The organism is Romboutsia sp., from assembly GCF_056995035.1.
Map to the genome: position 1 here is coordinate 1 of NZ_JBXKIW010000030.1, position 18,089 is coordinate 18,089.

Below are 18,089 nucleotides of genomic sequence, written 5' to 3' on the forward strand. Positions count from 1 at the left end.
TAGATTTTTACAATAATAAAAGATTACAGAAAAAACTAAAAGGCCTGTCTCCGATGGAATACCGAGAGCAGACCTTAGTTGCTTAATTTTTATTTTTTGCACTGTCTACTTGACAGGGAGCAGTTCATTAATAGTAACTACACTTTTTATTAAATTTATATCTTAGAAAAATCGCTTATAATCATTATCGCAATCTAAATAAACTTTTTTCCACCTTTTAATCTTTATTTTCTTACTCTAATTTTAGTTGATAAACCAAGAACCTTTCTTGGCTATCTTTATTATATAAATCATTTAATATAATTTCATCTTTTAAAATAAATGGTGTTTCATTTTCTAAATAATATATATAATCATCTGATGGATAATATAAAATTAACTCAACATTTCTTTCATGTTCGTATACCGAATTTAATATATTATCTATAATCTTTCTAAATATCTTTACAGAGAATGGGTTAAAGAAATAAAATTTATTTTCTAATATACTAATTTCATATTCTTGTGCAAAACAACATTTAAAATCAATTTTACTACTACTTCTTTTATGTTTTTTCAAGTAGGTTTCTTTATTACAAAGACAATCATGATAGTATTTTTCATCCATTTCTATTCCTGTTACAGTTGATTTGAAAAAGTAATTCATATAAAAATTAAGTCTTCCTTTACCACATCCAAAGTCAACTATATGGTCATCTTCTTCTACATTATACTCTTTAAATAATATTTCTAAAGCTTTATACGATGTTGCCTGATATGGATGATAGTGAGCTATTTTCTCACTCCAAAGTTCTTCTCCTGTTGTGTTTATATTTAATAGCTTTTCATAAGATTGCTCTTCCATAGTTATCCTCCTCTAATATCTTTATTTTTATAAAAAAACTGGCTCCTAATGAGTGCCAGTTTTGATTGTACATTTTTATTTGAAATTTTCTGGATAAACAGCAGTTGCCATTTCCTTTAATGCTTTGACTGCATTTTGAGATGGACGAGATGATACATTTGCATTTATTAAAAATACTTGATTTTCTTTTATTGCATTTATATTTTCCCATCCCTTACGAGCTTTTATTTCTTCAGTTGAATTTTCTACATAATCTACATTAGTTAATATTATATCTGGGTTAGCATCTATTACAGCTTCTTCACTTGGACTTATCCATGACTTTTCATTTTTAAATATATTTTCTGCTCCAATAAGTTCTATCATTTCATTTAAGAATGTTGAGTTACCAAAACTATATAAACTTGGTGCTGGAGCTATTTCAAAATATACTTTCTTTTTATCAGTTATAGTGTCACCTATAGCTTTTATTTCTTCAACTTGTTTTTTCATATTATCTATTATCTCTTGACCTTTGTCTGTAGTATTAGTAATATCCGCCATAAACATTATATCATCATAAATTCCTTGGATACTGTTACTAACTGGTATGTATACTACACTTATTCCAGCTTCTTGTATAAGTTTAAATGGATCTTGGCTACTTCCGCTTTTGTTATGTCCTGATGCTATTATTATATCTGGGTCTAGTGCTATTATTGCTTCTGCATCTGGATTTAAAAAATCTATTTTTTCAATATTTTTATCTAATCCATCTATACCTGATGAATATTTGTCTACTGCAACTAATTTATCTGATAAACCTAATTCTACTAATACTTCTGTGTTTGATGGTGCTGTTGATATTATTCTTTCCATTTTACTTGGAAGTTTTACTTCATTTCCTTCTCTATCTGTTACAATTTTTTCTTTTGGCGTGCATCCAACTATTGCTAACATAACCACTAAAATTGTAGCTAAAATCGATGTTATCCTTTTTGTCATTTCTAATTCTCCCTCTGATATTCGTACTATTTTAACACAAATATATTATAATGTATAATTTTATATTTTTTGTGTCAAAATCGTGTCAAAATTATTTATTTGATATATTTTTTTATAATTATTAAATTAAGCAATATAAAAAGCTATAATTCACAGTGAACTGTAGCTTTTTATATTAAAATTTATTATATATTATAAAATTTAATTCGTACTTTAACTAATTTAAGATTTTGCTCTTTGCTTTTATATAAGATATTTTTCTTTTGTATTTTCCCATATGGTAATGTGTATTGATAGTAAATATTCCACATATTATTATCATAAAGTAATATACAAACCCTCCATATAAAAATACTGCATATCCCATAAGTTCCTTTGGAAATGCATTTGCAAATATAGTTAAAAATGCTATCTCATTTGCTCCTATATTACCTGGAGTTGGAACTGGCGACACTGCCATATATAAAAATACTTGAAGAGTCAATATGTTAAAATAACTTAAACCACTTAAATTAAATGCTTTATAAATACAATATGCTATACTGAAATATATACTAAGTTGTATAAATGTTAATACTAAACTTAAAACTAAAGCTTTTTTGTTTTTTATAAACATTTTTATAGAATGGCTATATTCGTCTATATATAAGTTTATAAGAGATTTTTTATTTTTTATTTTTTTTAATATCTTTAATCTACATAATATATCTATAATAAAATTCACTATAAATTTCATTTTCTGTGGCCTAAATACTATTAGCATTCCGATAAACAACATAAATACATTCATGCACATTCCGGCTGTCATTAATATCATTATTGAAGGCATTTCTATTTTTAAAAATTTTATATTTGAGGCTATAAAGCATCCACAATAAATTGTGACCATAGCTTGATATATTACTGTTTTATTTGTTACTATAGCTATAGATTTACTAAGACTTACATTATACTGCGTTAAAGTATATACCTGTATTGGCTGACTTCCAGAAGCAAATGGTGTGACTAAATTATAGTAAAAACCCATTGTAGCCATTTTAAATCCGATAAATTTCACCTTAGTCTTTTCTATTGAGCTTATTATTATATGAAGTATTAATGATTCAAATAATATATAAACTAGCATTAAAAAGATTCCTAGCATTATATAATTTTTGTTAACTATTTTTATTACATGAGGTATTAATGTTATATCTAAAGTTGTCGATACTAAATAGGTTGTAAGGCATATTATAAACAATAATGATCCATATTGTATAAAAGCTTTTTTCTTCTTAGTCAATTTTGTCATAATCTTTCTCCTAATTTTTATTAACCATTAATACATCATATACTATTTTGTAGCTTATATGCAATACCTTTGATTCATTTTACATACCTTTAATAATATAAAAATGTGGTGTTTCAAAATAATTTTTATAATCATCAGAGACACCTTTTTTTATAAAAATATAACTATTTAACATATCTTATAATTTTGAGATAGCTCCTTATTATCTATCAATTATATATCAAGTTTATTTATATTCTCTTTCATTATTTCTATAGAATTATTTAATTTAGTTTTTTCTGTGTTTTCTAGTGCTAGATGTATAACCTCCCTCACTCCATCTTTATTTACAATACTTGGAACTGCTATATAAACGTCATTTTGATTGTATTCTCCATTTAAAAATGAAGATACTGTTAAAACACTATTTTCATTTTCAAGTATTGCCCTAGTTATTCTAGCTAAAGCCATACCTATTCCATAGTATGTAGACTTTTTACAATCTATTATTTTGTAAGCTATATTTCTAACTTCATCCTCTATTTGTTCTAAGTCTCCAAATTCTATTTTGTCATCTTTTCTCGATGCTATTTGGTATATTGGCTGAACTCCAGAGAATGCATAACTCCATGCAACAAATTGAGAATCACCATGTTCTCCCATTACATATGCATTTATATCTTTTGGATTTACATCTAACCTTTCACTTAATGTATATCTAAGTCTTGCTGAATCTAGAGTTGTACCCGAACCTATTACTTTTGACTTTTCATACCCTGATAATTTCCATGCTACATAAGTCATTATATCAACCGGATTTGTAGCTATTAATAATATTCCACTAAATCCTGATTTTTTTATTTCATTTATTATAGATTTCATTATTTTAGTATTTTTATGTAATAAATCAAGTCTCGTTTCACCTTCTGATTGTATTGCTCCTGCTGTTATACATATGATATATGCATCAGAGCAATCACTATAATTCCCTGCATATATTTTCATTTTTCTAGGTGCAAAGCTAAGCCCGTGATTTAAATCTATAGCCTCACCTTCTGCTCTTTTTTTATCTAAATCTATTAAAACCAATTCTTCACAAGTTCCTTGATTTAACATAGAGTAAGCATAACTCATTCCAACCATCCCAGTTCCCACTACTACTACTTTATTATTTTTCATTATTTTTCCTCCTAATTGTATAATTAACTCTTATATAATAATTTTCCCTAAACTTAAATCTGTAAACTTAATTTTTACATTTTACAAGTAATTTTGAATTGTTTTCTGTTAAAATCTGAATAATAAGTGTATAATTAAAAATACACTAATTTATAAAACACAAAAGGAGTAAAAAATGACAACATTTAATGAATTGAATTTAAAGCAAAATACAATAGATGGATTAAAAAAGCAAAACATAGAAGCACCTACAGAAGTTCAATCTTTATCTATAGGTAAAATATTAGAAAATAAGGATTTATTAGTTAATGCGCAAACTGGAAGTGGTAAAACCCTAACTTACTTAATACCTATGTTTGAAAAAATAGATACTACTAAAAGAGAAACTCAAGTATTAGTACTTGCACCTACTCATGAATTAGTAATGCAAATAGTAGAACAAGCTAAGATACTATCTACAAATTCAAATATGGATGTAACTGCTTTTTCTTTAATAGGCGAAGTTAATATACAAAAGCAAATAAAGAATATAAAAGCAATAAAGCCTCACATAGTTGTTGGAACTTGTGGAAGAGTGCTAGATTTAATACAGCAAAAAAAATTAAAAGCTCATAATATAAAAACTATAATATTAGATGAAGTTGATAGCTTACTTAGCGGAAAGAATATTGATACTGTTAAGAGCATAATAAAAACTACATTAAGAGACAGGCAACTTTTAGGTTTCTCTGCTAGCTTAAATGATTCTACTATAGATATATGTAATTCTATAATGAAAGAACCTGAAATAATAAAAGCTAATAGCGAATCAGTTATAAACCCTAATATAAATCATATGTACTTATATGGCGATCAAAGAGATAAATTTACATTACTTAGAAAAGCTATAGCTGCTACTAATCCTAAAAGAGCTATAATATTTGTTAATGATGAAGATAGTATAGAAGCTATAACTGAAAAACTAAACTACCATAACTATATGGCTGTTGGAATATTTGGTAGAATGATTAAAGAAGATAGAAAAAATGCTTTAAATGCATTTAGAATAGGAAAAGCTAAGATATTAGTTTCTTCAGATTTATCTGCTAGAGGATTAGATATAGTTGATATAACACATGTATTTAACTTAGATTTCCCTGCAAGTAAAAATGAGTACGTTCATAGATCTGGTAGAACTGCTAGAGGAAATAGAACAGGTGATACTATATCTATAGTTACAAACCAAAATTTATCTACTATAAGAGATTATAAGAAAGAGTTCAATATAGATATAAAACCAAAAGAATTAAAAGAAGGTAAGCTTATAGATTCTTCTAATCATCAAAATAAAGCTAAGAAAAAGAAGTAACAATTATTAAAATTAGTATAAAAGTGCCGATATTATCGGCACTTTTTGCATTCTCCTAAAACTAACTTTGCTATAAACTATTACATACAGTTTACTATGTTAGCATTTTCATCTATTATTCCTTCTATAATACTTTCTTTACTTGTCATTATAACAGTAACTCCTGGTCCATGACCAGATTTTACACAATCACTATGTACTACTACACCTATACTTACTGCACCTTTTAAATATCCAACTCCATAAGTATTATCACAATCTTGCAGTAATACTATATCGCCAAATTTTAATTTATCAAGTCCTAACCTTTTTATTTCTTCCATATCAGCGGTCATTATGTCATAATCTCCATCTGTAGCTGCACTTTTTGAGCCTATTCCAGAACCCATTAAATATGCAGGAACTTTTCCTACAACATTTACTTGTAACTTTCCATTTTCTTCTTTAATATTTAATTTTTCAAATAATTCTGGGTCTATATTCATTATATAAACATTTTCATAATCATTTAAACTTAAACCTTGACCATATGCTTTTATCATTATTTTATCATCTATTGCTAAATCTTCTAATATATCTTTTTCAAAATGTATTAATACATGATCTATTCCACCATGCATTCCAGTTACATAACCTTTTTTTCCTTTTGCATCACCTGATACTACTTTAGCTTCATTTCCTATACATGCAAAAGTTATAAGAGCTGCATTTTCTGATGAATTTTCATTTCTAATAGACACTCCCGGCTCTACATGATCCCCTTCCCATGAGAATGCACTATCTCCTACTGCTACATTATATGATATACCTCCTGTAGCTGGAAGTATCATTGGTTTTCCTTCATGAGTTATTCTATAGTTTCCACCTAGTGGATGGTGTATTTTTCCTTGTACAGACCATTTTACTACTTTTTCTTTATTAGTTTTTAACATACTCATACTCCTTAATAAATTAGATTTTATTCCCTAAATTTCATTGTAGTATAAATTACATATATTAGCAATAATTCACATTTTTATTTTCAGAATATTGATTCAAAAAACAAAAGCGATATTTCTTTATCAAAACCTAATATTATGCATAATCTTTAAAATCTCACTTATCTAAAATATACAATTTATTAATATTGTTATTTTCACTATATTAAAGTCTGATTAAAAAGTGGAATTTTATAAATTGCTAGAATATCATATAATCCCTCTACTATTTCTTCTCTTGAGAAATTACATTCTTCTAATTTTTCATCATCTAGTTTATTAATATCTTGATAAAAATCCATAGCTAACTTTAAATAATCTATATTACTCTCATCTAAACTTTTAAAAATCAAATTTTCAGCCTCACAAATTTTATTTTGTTTAATAAGTAATTGAATTTCTTTATATAACATATCTGTCTGTGAATAATTATCGTGGTCATTTATTTCATATTCTATTGTATCTTTTTTAAATACTAATTTAGCTATACATCTTCCTATAGCTTCAATCTGTCTAAGTAGCCAGTCTTGTGTATATTCCATTATTATTCTCCATTCTATTTAAATTTTTTTATTAAATATTATTCATCACTTTCATAAAAACTAAATATACTACTTGTAATATATACGTTTAATAATTATGTTATATAATAAAATATCGGATATAAGTATACATATTATACTTAATATCCGATATCTATTATAGTCTATTTAAATTTCTATCCCTTTTGTTTTTTGCTTTATAAATTTTTTAGTAACTTAGCAAGTTTTTTCTAATGTAAATTATTTTTACTAGTTATGCTTTATCTTTTGTTAATCGCTTTTTATTTTTATTTTCTTTTTTTCTTATCTTTTCTGTTTAAAGTGCCTTGTATTTGATTTATAAAATTTTGAATTAAATTTGTTTTATTTTCTTTTTGTTTTTTATTTTTATCCATAATATCACCCTTTCTGATATATTTATTTTTTCCTTTTTAATGCCTTTTAAACATGCCAATTAATAACTTAGAATGTATATTTTTGTAGATTTTTCTAAAGAATCAATATTTTTTCTATTCATGAAGTTCAACTTAAGTTTATTTATCTACTACTTGTTATATTTTATTTAAATTTATTTATATTTTGTATCGAAATTCCCCATTTTTTAATATAGTATATTATACTAATCTTTTTGGAGGGATTTCAATGAAGTTTTTGGACAATTTAGTTTCTAGTAGGTTAGGTGGTGCATCTTTTTTTGAAGGTAATAAAGAGTTATATAAATTCGAAAAAATAAAAAAATTAACTAAAGAGGCTACCTTAAAAAATCCTCATATTCCACTTATCGATATGGGTGTAGGTGAGCCTGACCAAATGGCTGATTTATCTATTGTCGAGGTTTTAAATGAAGAGGCTAGAAAAAAAGAAAATAGATTTTATACAGATAATGGAATAGATACTTTTCAAGAATCTGCTTGTAAATATTTAAATAATGTATATAACTTAAATAACCTTACTAAAGATAATATAATGCATGGAATTGGCTCTAAATCAATTTTAGCCATGCTTCCTTTATGTTTTATAAATCCAGGTGATATATGTTTAATGCCTAAACCTGCCTATCCTACTCTTGCAACATATACAAAATTTTTAGGTGGCCAAGTTTATGATTTACCTCTTTGCGAAGAAAACAATTTTTATCCATATTTTGAAAGTATACCTGATGATATACTTAAAAGGGCAAAATTATTATATTTAAATTATCCTAATAATCCAACAGGTCAAGTTGCAAGTACTGAGTTTTATGAATTCGTTGTTAAATTTGCAAAAGAAAATAATATATTAGTAATATCTGATTTAGCTTATGGAAGTTTAACTTATGACGGTTATAAACCTCTTAGTATTTTAAGTATTGACGGTGCAATGGATGTTTGTATTGAAATTCACTCCCTTTCTAAGGGATTTAATATGACAGGATGGAGACTTGCTTTTTTAGTTGGAAGTGAAAAAGCTATTAAGCTTTATGCTACTGTAAAATCACATACTGATTCTGGTCAATTTAAAGCTATTCAATTAGCTGGATCTTATGCACTTGATAATTATACTTTAGCTGATATAAATTGTGAACGATATTCTAGGAGATTAGATTTAATGGTTAATACTTTAAAAGACGTAGGATTTGATGCAAAAAAACCTAAGGGAGGTTTTTACATTTATGTTCCTATTCCTAAAGGGGTTAAAGATGGATATAAATTTAAAAATGCTGAAGATGCGTCTTTATATATTCTTTCTAATGCTCTTATATCTACTGTACCTTGGGATGATTGTGGAAGCTTTTTGAGATTTTCTGCAACTTATGATGCTAATAACTTAGATGATGAAATAGATATAATGAAAGAAATCAAAGATAGATTAATTAAATTAAACCTAGAATTCTAATATAAAAAGCTATGTATTAAAATGTACCCTTTTTCAAGGACATTTTAATACATAGCTTTCACTACATAATTATTGCTAGCTTATAATTATATTAAAGAATGTTTATAGACTTGTGCGAAAACTCAAGGCTTTTTTTACGTCTACTTCCCTATTGTTTAAAATAGAATAGTTAAGGGATATGAATAAAAGATAACAAAGAACAGGGAGGAGATAACATATGAATGATGTTACACAAACAAACAAGAAGAAATTAATTATACCACATACTTATACTATTATATTTTCACTTATAGTTATAATGTCAGTTCTTACGTGGATAATACCAAGTGGAGAATTCAGTAGAAAAGAGGTAAATGATAGAATGGTAGTAGTTCCAGGAACGTACCAATCTGTTGAGAGTAATCCCCAAGGAATAGATGATGTATTTATGGCTCCTATAAATGGATTTATAGATGCAGCAGAAGTAGTTGGATTTGTCCTTTTAGTTGGAGGATCTTTTGGTATAGTAAATAAAACTGGGGCTATCGAGTCAGGGATAAGGTCCGCTATAAGTAAGCTTAAAGGAAAAGAAGTTTTTATAATACCTGTATCTATGGTATTATTCGGATTAGGAGGAACTACATTTGGAATGGCAGAAGAAACACTACCATTTTATATGATACTTATTCCTCTTATGACGTCACTAGGATATGACTCACTAACGGCAGTAGGAACTATATTTTTAGGAGCTTTAGCTGGATGTACAGCTTCTACTGTAAATCCTTTTTCAGTAGGTATAGCCCAAGCATTATCTCAAATAACACCAGGATCTGGAATAGAGTATAGAGCTATAATATTTGTAGTTCTTATGACAATAGCTATAACATTTATGATGACTTATGCTAAAAGAGTAAAGAAAAATCCTACGTCATCTATAGTGTATGAAATAGATAGACGTTCAATAGGTGAAGTAGCATATACAGCAGATACTATAAATAAAATTACATTAAGAGAAGCAATAGTTCTTTTAATATTTGTAATAGGTATGTGTACTATGGTGTGGGGAGTACTTACACAAGGTTGGTACATAGCAGAAATAGCAATGATATTTATTGGAATAGGTGTTATATCTGGTATAGCTGGAGGGCTTAAACAAGATGTAATAGCTACTTCATTTATAGATGGCGCTAAAGATTTAGTTCTAGCAGCAATAGCGATCGCACTAGCACGTGGTATAGTTATAGTAGCACAGAATGGATTTATAATAGATACTATATTAAACTCATCTGCAATTTTATTAGAAAAATTACCAAAGTTTGTATTTATAAACTTAACAATGATTATAGAGGGAGCTTTAACTTTCTTAATACCGTCAAGTTCAGGTCTTGCATCACTTACAATGCCTGTTTTATCACCACTTAGTGATTTAGTTGGTGTACCAAGTCAATCCATAGTGACTGCTTATCAATTTGGATCAGGACTTGTAAATATGATAACTCCAACATCAGGAGTGCTAATGGGAGCATTATCTATCGCAAATATTCCATGGTCTAAGTGGGTTAAGTTTGTAGCTCCATTATCAGCAATATTGATAGTTGCATGTATGATACTTTTAACAATAAGTTTATATATAGGATTTTAAAAAAGAAGGCACATGCCTTCTTTTTTATTTTAGTATAATATCATCATTTTTTAATGTGAATTGTTTATTATTTAAATTTTGGTTCTTTTTCCATTTGTTTTTTTAAGTCATTTGCAAATTTCTTTTGTTCATATCCTTCCATCATCTCATCTTTTTTCATTTGCATGCCCACCATAACACCTTTTGCATCATCCTTAATATCTTCTACTGTATCTTTCATTACATATTGTGTTTTTTTCATTCCTGATTGTAAATCATTTTTAAGATTTTCCATTTCTTTTTTAATAATACTCATTTTAGTAGCCTCCTTAATCATTATATATATTAGTTTTTACCAAATCATTAAAAATTATTAAAAATTATTGAAAATTATTTATAAAATAATATATATATTTTAAAATACTATATGTAATTCGATGCTTCATATCATAGTTATTTTAAAGCATGAATTTTACTTAAGTTTAAAGATAAAAAATCATAATTATTTAAAACGTAATAATATATTAAATTAACTAATACTAACTAGTTTTCATACTATATTATTAAGTAGGGAGGGATTTGTATGACACCTTATATTATTTATAGTCTTTGTGTAATACTTCTTGTAATGTCCTTTATAAAAGATAAAGAAAAGACTAAATTAGCTCTAAAAAATGGTTTCAAATCTTTTGAAAATATAATGCCTCAATTTCTTTTTATAATAATTATTGTTAGTATAGTTTTATCAATTGTAAATCCTGCTACAATATCAAATCTTATCGGCCCTGAGTCTAAATTATTTGGAATAACTTTATCTTCTATTGTTGGTTCTATCACTATGATGCCAACTTTCGTAGCTTTTTCAACAGGAGATTCTTTATTAAAAAGTGGTGCTGGATATGCTCAAGTTAGTGCTCTTATTTCTACTTTAACTATGGTTGGAGTTTTGACATTTTCTCTAGAAGCTAGCTATATAGGTAAAAAAGCTGCTTTTTATAGGAATTTAATTGCATTTTTATTTGCATTTGTAGTAGCGTTTTTTGTAGGAGGTGTTTTAGGGTAATGAATATTAAATTTATTTTAAATCGTTATCGATATTTTTTAATAGGTTTTATAATTTGTATAATAATCTATTTTTTTAATCAAAATTTAGGACTTAGTATTTTTAATAGTACTAAATTAAACATTTTACAAATGTTATCTATTTTACCTCCTGTTATGATATTGTTAGGACTTTTAGATGTATGGGTTCCTAGAGAATACTTTATGAAGTATATGGGTCGTAATTCTGGATTTGTAGGAATATTATTATCTTTTTTAATCGCTTTTTTTGCTGCAGGCCCTATGTATGCTGCTTTTCCATTTACTGCTGTACTTATTAAAAAGGGGGTTAAGTTTTCTAATATAATAATTTTTTTAAATGCTTGGTGTGTTACTAAATCTTCTACACTATTATTTGAAATAGGTGCTTTAGGCTATAAGTTCACATTAGTAAGACTTATCATAGACATTCCTGGAGTTATAATTATGGGATATATAGTTGATTATCTTGTAAATAAAAAATTTAAACCTTCTATACCTTCAGCAGATTCTAGAGTTGAATAAGAAAATCCCCCATAATTGGAGTTTTATGGGGGATTTCTTGTAATGGCAACTCTATATGAGGATGTGAGGGAGGGTTGCCATTACAACAGGGTATTATATTATAGTTTTTAAGCTAGTCTTTATCTACTTCTATAATACATTTCTTATGTGAATTTAATGTGAGTTTATTGTGAATGATATTTGAAAATTTATTTTCTAAAATTCTATGATAAATATTACTGAATTTTCTTTGTTTTTTAAACTATGATTAAATCCGTGGCTTTTAAATATCTGACTAACTAAGTATAAACCTAAACCACTACCTCCAGTTTTTCTTGATCTAGATTTTTCTATTCTAAAAAATGGTTTAAATATTTCACTTAAATATTTTTCATCTATTGTAACACCTGTGTTTTCTATTTCTAAGAAGGTCTTTATATAAATCTTTTTCTTAGAATTTTTTTGACTGCTTTTATACAATCTTATTATGATACTTTCTTTTTGTGGAGAATACTTAATAGCATTATTAATTATATTATTTATAGCTTTTGCTATTCTTTCTTCGTCGCATTGTACATAAATGTCTTCTTCTATTTTTAAAGTTATTTTTATATTTTTTTCTTCTATTAAAAACATTTGTCTTTGAAGTAGTCTATTTAAAAGCTTACTCAAATTAACCTTACTTAACGTTAAATCTGTTTCTAATATTTCACATTTTGATACTTCTATCATTTCATTAACTAATTCTTTTAATTCTTGTGTTGACTCATATGATTTTTGCAGATATATGTCCCTATCCTTATATTTACCTATATTATAAATCATTCCCTCTAATTGACCACTTATTATAGTTATTGGAGTTTTTAATTCATGTGATATTGTTGCCACAAAGTCTTTTCTTCTATTTTCAGCTTCTCTTTCGCTTTCAATTATATTAATTAGTGGCTTTGTTATAACCTTTGAATATATGTATGCCCCTATCATTGCTATTAAAATAGCTACTACAGTTATATATGGAATAAGATTTCTAATAACATTACTTGCTTCATCAATTGGTTGAAGTGGCATTACTATATTTAATCTATATGGCAAAATAGAGTCCTTTGTATATATTGGAATAGATAGTTGAAACTCTTTACTATTATCATTTATTATATATTCACTATATTTTAATATTATAAATTCATTTTTACCATAAATTATCCTGCCATTATAATCTGTTAATAATATTGATAAGTTTTGTTTTTTTGCCATATGAAAAAGTCTTTGCTCTAAGTCTTCTGTAGTATAGTTTACAGATTGCTCATTTAAGGTTTTTATACTTTCTTGTAATAATCCTATTTTATATTTATGATAATATGATGGTAATAAAAAATATAAGATTAAATATATTGTTATAGCTAATGCTAATAAAAGTCCTGTAGTTATTGAAAATAACTTATACTTTATATTTAAGTTTTCCCATTTATTAAATATCTTTCTCAAGTGTATACCCTATTCCTTTTACAGTTTTTATATATGGTAGAACTATTTTTTTTCTTATATTTTTTATGTGTGCATCAACTATTCTTGTATCTCCATAATAATCATATCCCCAAATACTATCTAACAAACCTTCTCTTGTAATAACTTGTGGGTATTTTTCTATTAATGCTTTTAATATATTAAATTCTTTTAATGTTAGCTCTATTATTTCATCATTTATATGAGCTGTATAAGTATTTAAATCTAATTTCAAACTCTCAAATGATATACAATCGTCACTACTACCTTGAACTGTTCTTCTAAGTACTGCTTCTACTCTTTTTATAAGTAATTTAAATGAAAATGGCTTTGTTATATAATCGTCACATTCTAATTCAAATCCTTTAACCTGATCACTTTCATCATTTAATGCTGTTAAAAATATTATTGGTACACTTGAAGTTTTTCTAATCATTTTACAAACTGAATGTCCATCTAAATTAGGCATCATTACATCTAATATTACCAAATCATAACTTCCTTGTTTAAACTTTTGTATTCCTTCTACTCCGTCATTTGCATAATCTACGCTGTATCCTTGTGAACTTAAAAATTCTACTATAAGTTCCTGTATGTTAAAATCATCTTCTACTACTAGTATCGATGCACTCATCTTACCAACTCCTACTTTATTTTGTATGTTTGATATTTTATCCTCATTCAATTTTATCATAAGTATTATACATCATATATGAATTTTGTATGAAATTCAATTCAGTCCTATCTATAACAAATATTTTTCATGTTCATTCAATATATCTCGTTAATTCGGTGTTAGTATATATTTCTGATATCATGTGATTTTTTATTAACATTTAAATTTTAGGCTATATTTAAAAACAGTGTTGATATTGGTTAAAACTAATTATAGATTTAAAATAGAGACGTTAAAGATATCTAAAAAGGACTATAACTTAATAGTCATAGTCCTCATACAATTTTAATTATTATTTGTAAAATAATTTGAAGAATACACAATTATACTTTCAGATTCTATGGTTATAAGTGTGTTTTAAGTATTATATCTTTAATAATTTACTTATGCTTTCACAGTATCCAAAGTCTTTTATTACACACATGCTATTGTTTATTTCATATTCTGAATTAGCATGAACCATTATAGCAAGCTCATCACCTTCATTTAATATATCATAACTTTCACTACATTCTCCGATTATATCTAATACTTCTTTCTTTTTATAGCATTCAAATCTAAGTAAAGCACTACACTTATTTTTAATTATTTTTTCAACTTGTATTTTGTCCTTAGTAAATGAATTTATACTTGAAGTTCTATTATCTAATATATCTAATATATCACCATATACAGCACTACCTGTAGCTAGTTTGCCTGCTCCTTTACCTACAAATGATACTTCCCCTACTGAATCTCCATTTACTATTACTGCATTAAATTCATTATCTACTTTAGCTAATATACTTTCATTATCTACTAAAACTGGCCTAACAAATCCGCTCACTCTACCTTTGTTATATTTACTTTGACCAACTAGTTTTATCTTACAATTTAATTGCTTAGCATAATCTATATCTTTTTCATCTATATTAGTTATTCCTTCTAAATAAAGGTCTTTCCAATAAACTCTGTTGTCATAAGCTAATGTAGATAATATTGATAATTTTCTTGCTGCGTCATATCCCAAAACATCAGAGTCTGGGTTAGCTTCAGCAAAACCTAATTCCTGCGCTTGTTTTAGAGCCTCATCATATGACAAATTTGCATCATGCATTTTTGATAGTATAAAATTAGTAGTTCCATTTAAAATTGAATTTATACTGTCTATCTTATTTCCTTCTAATGATTCAATTAACGGCTTTAATACAGGTATTCCACCCCCAACTGATGCTTCAAATTTAATACTTACATCATTTTTATTTGCTATCTTTATAAGTTCCTCTCCATGTTCTGCTATTAAGTCTTTATTTGCTGTCACTACATGTATTTTATTATTAAGTGCTCTTTTTATATAATCAAATGAAGGGTTTAATCCTCCCATTAACTCTACTAATATGTCTATATTTTTATTAAATACATCTTCTATATTTGTAGTTATTTTATTTAAGTATTTTTCATTTTCATATTTTTCTTTATCTCTAACTAATATAGCACTTATCTCTATATCTCTTTTAACTTTATTATTATCTAATAATTCTATAAGCCCACTTCCTACTGTTCCATATCCTAATATTCCTATTCTCATTTTTTGTTTCCCCCTCTAATATTTTCAAAATACAATATCATTATCTCTAAATTTTTCTAAATTTTCTTTTGCTTTGAAATGTATTTTCATCTCTTTTAAATCTATTTTCTAGTTCTTCTTTTACTATTTCATCTAGCTGATAATCTAATGTAAACATATGAGAAATAGATGTAGTTGAATGGTATTGGTAGTTTTTCTTGATAAGATATGCATACATTTCTAATAAATCGAAACATACGCATCTGAAAGGTATTTTTCTAACTCTATGGATTGCTTTTTTGATGTACAAGAACGCATAGTACCTTTCATTAATCAGGTTCTTGACGATATAGATAAAAGTATTGTACTTTCGGTGTAAAATAATCCTTGCAATTTCTGGCTTATACTTTTTTGTAGATGTGATGCTTCTTCTCCTATGTGGCCTATCATCGGAGTAGACATTTTTTGTAAGACATCTTCTCTAGTATCGATAGGTCCAAGAATAAATAATTTTTTATTCATATAATCTCTCTCCTTTTTATTTTGTATTTTGTTTCTTGAATATATTTAATACTTATCGTAGCAATGTTTGTTTCATTGCGCAATTTAAATTTTTTTTTATTATATACTATTTTTTTATTACATATTATTTTTTATACCTATGTTTTTTAGTAAATAGTCTAAATTCACTAAATTAATTGAATATAACCAAAGTATTCTCTGTTTTATATTATTTGTCGTATTATGCATTACTTATCCACAGTGTCATATTTTTATAATCTCTTAGTATATAAAAATAGCTACAGGTTATCCTGTAGCTACTTTATTAATTGTTATATTGATTTTTTTTAAAAAACAATGCTTTTATCCCTTTGAATACTATTGTAAGTATAAAAAATATACCTACTCCAGCTAATGCACCTGATGATGTTATTCCATCTTGTCTAGAAAAATAATACATCTATCCCATAATTAAAATAAGTAGCACTATACCTATAAATTTTTTCATATTAATACCTCTTTTCTAGTTTAATACTTATAAATTATGGCATCATGCTCATTCAATATATCCCGTTAATTTGACGTTAGTATATATTTCTGATGTCATATAATTTTTTATTAACATTTAGATTTTAGGCTATTTTAAGAAAAGTGTTGAGATCAATTTTCTTACTTCTATTTACCAATTATAATTTCAGCTCTACCGTCATCCTTCATTCTAATTTCTTTAGCTATCTCAGCTGCAGATTTTAATCTATTTTTATCTTTTATATGTGTTGATTTATCCCAAAACGGTGTATCCATCCCTCCCATATATACTGCCGTTATTTTCAAACTTGTATCTATTAACTCTTGTTGAAGACTTTCTGTAAATCCTCTAACTGCAAATTTACTAGCGACATACGCAGATTCATGGGCCTTTCCCTTCAAGCCAGCTGTTGATATTATATTCAATATTCTTTCATTTATATAAGGTAATAATGCCTGTGTAATCATAATCGTTCCCTTAACATTTATATCTATCATCCTATTCATTTCACATATAGTAAGCTTTTCTATAGGTCCAAAAAAACCCACTCCTGCATTATTTATTAAATAATCTATACTAGTATGATTTTGAGAAATTCTTTTTTCTAATTCTTTCACTGATTCAATGTTACTTATATCACAAACCATACATTCAGCACTTGCGCCGTTTTGATTAATTATAGTTGCTACTTTTTCTAGTTTTTCTATTGTACGTCCAACTAGTATAATATGATTTTTTTCTTCTGCATAGCATTTCGCAAGTTCTGCACCTAAACCACTCCCAGCCCCTGTTACTAATATCTTTTTCATTATAATTCCTCCCTCTAGAATTTTCACTCTATAAATTTATTCATATAAATCATCTGCGAGCTCTTCTAATATCCTTATATCTATATTTTTTTATATTAGTAGTTTTTAAAATTATTTATATGCTTTAAAGTTTTTAAGTCTAAGTGCATTACTTACAACTGAAACTGAACTTAAGCTCATTGCGGCGGCGGCAAACATTGGATTTAATAATGGTCCACCAAATATATATAAAACTCCTGCTGCTATTGGTATGCCTATAGTGTTGTATCCAAATGCCCAAAATAAATTTTGTTTTATATTTTTTATAGTTTCTTTACTTAGT

21 protein-coding genes are annotated in these 18,089 nt (G+C 26.6%); 6 read left to right on the forward strand and 15 right to left on the reverse strand.

All coding sequences use genetic code 11. From position 1 onward, the window contains the following. Positions 1-86 (forward strand): IS3 family transposase (locus tag AC11VW_RS03220; protein WP_484299970.1); only part of this gene is annotated, 86 nt, incomplete at its 5' end. A gap of 146 nt (positions 87-232) precedes the next feature. On the opposite strand, the gene AC11VW_RS03225 is transcribed toward AC11VW_RS03220, so the two are convergent. From AC11VW_RS03225 to AC11VW_RS03240, 4 genes are all read right to left on the reverse strand, one after another. Continuing rightward, on the reverse strand, positions 233-844 hold the full coding sequence (locus AC11VW_RS03225) for a methyltransferase (RefSeq protein ID WP_484299951.1): 612 nt from the start codon (positions 842-844) through the stop codon (positions 233-235). Between the two features lie 75 nt (positions 845-919). Continuing rightward, entirely contained in the window at positions 920-1,828 is a 909-nt protein-coding gene (locus AC11VW_RS03230) for an ABC transporter substrate-binding protein (RefSeq protein WP_484299952.1), read from the reverse strand. A 217-nt stretch (positions 1,829-2,045) separates the two neighbouring features. Beyond that, the gene (locus AC11VW_RS03235) at positions 2,046-3,119 is read right to left on the reverse strand and encodes a lysylphosphatidylglycerol synthase transmembrane domain-containing protein (RefSeq protein ID WP_484299953.1); all 1,074 of its coding nucleotides are present in this window, start codon (positions 3,117-3,119) and stop codon (positions 2,046-2,048) included. A gap of 213 nt (positions 3,120-3,332) precedes the next feature. Then, complete coding sequence (locus tag AC11VW_RS03240; protein ID WP_484299954.1) at positions 3,333-4,277, reverse strand: L-lactate dehydrogenase; 945 nt, start codon at positions 4,275-4,277, stop codon at positions 3,333-3,335. A 175-nt stretch (positions 4,278-4,452) separates the two neighbouring features. On the opposite strand from AC11VW_RS03240, the gene AC11VW_RS03245 reads away from it, so the two are divergent. Beyond that, positions 4,453-5,625, forward strand: a complete 1,173-nt coding sequence (locus AC11VW_RS03245; RefSeq protein WP_484299955.1) for a DEAD/DEAH box helicase — start codon at positions 4,453-4,455, stop codon at positions 5,623-5,625. A gap of 80 nt (positions 5,626-5,705) precedes the next feature. On the opposite strand, the gene AC11VW_RS03250 is transcribed toward AC11VW_RS03245, so the two are convergent. Continuing rightward, a complete protein-coding gene (locus AC11VW_RS03250) occupies positions 5,706-6,557 on the reverse strand; it encodes a DUF4438 domain-containing protein (RefSeq protein WP_484299956.1) in 852 nt (283 codons plus the stop codon). A gap of 206 nt (positions 6,558-6,763) precedes the next feature. Next, positions 6,764-7,144 (reverse strand): DUF6483 family protein, encoded by a 381-nt coding sequence (locus tag AC11VW_RS03255; protein WP_484299957.1) that lies wholly within the window; start codon positions 7,142-7,144, stop codon positions 6,764-6,766. A gap of 642 nt (positions 7,145-7,786) precedes the next feature. On the opposite strand from AC11VW_RS03255, the gene AC11VW_RS03260 reads away from it, so the two are divergent. Continuing rightward, positions 7,787-9,019 carry an LL-diaminopimelate aminotransferase gene (locus AC11VW_RS03260; protein WP_484299958.1) on the forward strand — a complete coding sequence of 411 codons (1,233 nt, stop codon included), beginning with the start codon at positions 7,787-7,789 and terminating at the stop codon, positions 9,017-9,019. Positions 9,020-9,236: 217 nt separating this feature from the next. Continuing rightward, entirely contained in the window at positions 9,237-10,640 is a 1,404-nt protein-coding gene (locus AC11VW_RS03265) for a YfcC family protein (RefSeq protein ID WP_484299959.1), read from the forward strand. A 67-nt stretch (positions 10,641-10,707) separates the two neighbouring features. Here the strand turns inward: AC11VW_RS03265 and AC11VW_RS03270 are convergent, their stop codons facing one another. Then, the gene (locus AC11VW_RS03270; protein ID WP_484299960.1) at positions 10,708-10,935 is read right to left on the reverse strand and encodes a hypothetical protein; all 228 of its coding nucleotides are present in this window, start codon (positions 10,933-10,935) and stop codon (positions 10,708-10,710) included. 267 nt (positions 10,936-11,202) lie between these two features. Here AC11VW_RS03270 and AC11VW_RS03275 point away from each other — a divergent pair, with 267 nt between their 5' ends. After that, positions 11,203-11,682: a permease gene (locus AC11VW_RS03275; protein WP_484299961.1), complete on the forward strand. Its 480-nt coding sequence runs from the start codon at positions 11,203-11,205 to the stop codon at positions 11,680-11,682. Continuing rightward, a complete protein-coding gene (locus tag AC11VW_RS03280; protein WP_484299962.1) occupies positions 11,682-12,224 on the forward strand; it encodes a permease in 543 nt (180 codons plus the stop codon). Before AC11VW_RS03275 ends, AC11VW_RS03280 begins: the two co-directional genes overlap by 1 nt. Positions 12,225-12,419: 195 nt before the next feature. Here the strand turns inward: AC11VW_RS03280 and AC11VW_RS03285 are convergent, their stop codons facing one another. From AC11VW_RS03285 to AC11VW_RS03320, 8 genes are all read right to left on the reverse strand, one after another. Next, positions 12,420-13,688: a sensor histidine kinase gene (locus tag AC11VW_RS03285; protein ID WP_484299963.1), complete on the reverse strand. Its 1,269-nt coding sequence runs from the start codon at positions 13,686-13,688 to the stop codon at positions 12,420-12,422. Next, positions 13,672-14,340, reverse strand: coding sequence for a response regulator transcription factor (locus tag AC11VW_RS03290; RefSeq protein ID WP_484299971.1), 669 nt, complete (start codon positions 14,338-14,340; stop codon positions 13,672-13,674). The genes AC11VW_RS03285 and AC11VW_RS03290 overlap by 17 nt, the downstream gene beginning before the upstream one ends. A gap of 406 nt (positions 14,341-14,746) precedes the next feature. After that, positions 14,747-15,949: a homoserine dehydrogenase gene (locus AC11VW_RS03295; protein ID WP_484299964.1), complete on the reverse strand. Its 1,203-nt coding sequence runs from the start codon at positions 15,947-15,949 to the stop codon at positions 14,747-14,749. Positions 15,950-15,995: 46 nt separating this feature from the next. Beyond that, on the reverse strand, positions 15,996-16,238 hold the full coding sequence (locus tag AC11VW_RS03300) for a hypothetical protein (RefSeq protein WP_484299965.1): 243 nt from the start codon (positions 16,236-16,238) through the stop codon (positions 15,996-15,998). A gap of 23 nt (positions 16,239-16,261) precedes the next feature. Further along, positions 16,262-16,450, reverse strand: a complete 189-nt coding sequence (locus AC11VW_RS03305) for a hypothetical protein (RefSeq protein ID WP_484299966.1) — start codon at positions 16,448-16,450, stop codon at positions 16,262-16,264. Positions 16,451-16,754: 304 nt separating this feature from the next. After that, positions 16,755-16,889 (reverse strand): hypothetical protein, encoded by a 135-nt coding sequence (locus tag AC11VW_RS03310; RefSeq protein WP_484299967.1) that lies wholly within the window; start codon positions 16,887-16,889, stop codon positions 16,755-16,757. Between the two features lie 215 nt (positions 16,890-17,104). Beyond that, entirely contained in the window at positions 17,105-17,767 is a 663-nt protein-coding gene (locus tag AC11VW_RS03315) for an SDR family NAD(P)-dependent oxidoreductase (protein WP_484299968.1), read from the reverse strand. A 111-nt stretch (positions 17,768-17,878) separates the two neighbouring features. Next, positions 17,879-18,089 (reverse strand): hypothetical protein (locus AC11VW_RS03320; RefSeq protein WP_484299969.1); only part of this gene is annotated, 211 nt, incomplete at its 5' end.

Excerpts from the sequence above, each read along its gene's own strand:
- AC11VW_RS03265 (WP_484299959.1), top strand. The coding sequence starts at position 9,237 with ATGAATGATGTTACACAAACAAACAAGAAGAAATTAATTATACCACAT.
- AC11VW_RS03290 (WP_484299971.1), bottom strand. The coding sequence starts at position 14,340 with ATGAGTGCATCGATACTAGTAGTAGAAGATGATTTTAACATACAGGAA.
- AC11VW_RS03225 (WP_484299951.1), bottom strand. The coding sequence starts at position 844 with ATGGAAGAGCAATCTTATGAAAAGCTATTAAATATAAACACAACAGGA.
- AC11VW_RS03270 (WP_484299960.1), bottom strand. The coding sequence starts at position 10,935 with ATGAGTATTATTAAAAAAGAAATGGAAAATCTTAAAAATGATTTACAA.
- AC11VW_RS03295 (WP_484299964.1), bottom strand. The coding sequence starts at position 15,949 with ATGAGAATAGGAATATTAGGATATGGAACAGTAGGAAGTGGGCTTATA.
- AC11VW_RS03280 (WP_484299962.1), top strand. The coding sequence starts at position 11,682 with ATGAATATTAAATTTATTTTAAATCGTTATCGATATTTTTTAATAGGT.
- AC11VW_RS03310 (WP_484299967.1), bottom strand. The coding sequence starts at position 16,889 with ATGTATTATTTTTCTAGACAAGATGGAATAACATCATCAGGTGCATTA.
- AC11VW_RS03240 (WP_484299954.1), bottom strand. The coding sequence starts at position 4,277 with ATGAAAAATAATAAAGTAGTAGTAGTGGGAACTGGGATGGTTGGAATG.
- AC11VW_RS03235 (WP_484299953.1), bottom strand. The coding sequence starts at position 3,119 with ATGACAAAATTGACTAAGAAGAAAAAAGCTTTTATACAATATGGATCA.
- AC11VW_RS03275 (WP_484299961.1), top strand. The coding sequence starts at position 11,203 with ATGACACCTTATATTATTTATAGTCTTTGTGTAATACTTCTTGTAATG.
- AC11VW_RS03230 (WP_484299952.1), bottom strand. The coding sequence starts at position 1,828 with ATGACAAAAAGGATAACATCGATTTTAGCTACAATTTTAGTGGTTATG.
- AC11VW_RS03250 (WP_484299956.1), bottom strand. The coding sequence starts at position 6,557 with ATGTTAAAAACTAATAAAGAAAAAGTAGTAAAATGGTCTGTACAAGGA.
- AC11VW_RS03305 (WP_484299966.1), bottom strand. The coding sequence starts at position 16,450 with ATGAATAAAAAATTATTTATTCTTGGACCTATCGATACTAGAGAAGAT.
- AC11VW_RS03260 (WP_484299958.1), top strand. The coding sequence starts at position 7,787 with ATGAAGTTTTTGGACAATTTAGTTTCTAGTAGGTTAGGTGGTGCATCT.
- AC11VW_RS03315 (WP_484299968.1), bottom strand. The coding sequence starts at position 17,767 with ATGAAAAAGATATTAGTAACAGGGGCTGGGAGTGGTTTAGGTGCAGAA.
- AC11VW_RS03255 (WP_484299957.1), bottom strand. The coding sequence starts at position 7,144 with ATGGAATATACACAAGACTGGCTACTTAGACAGATTGAAGCTATAGGA.
- AC11VW_RS03245 (WP_484299955.1), top strand. The coding sequence starts at position 4,453 with ATGACAACATTTAATGAATTGAATTTAAAGCAAAATACAATAGATGGA.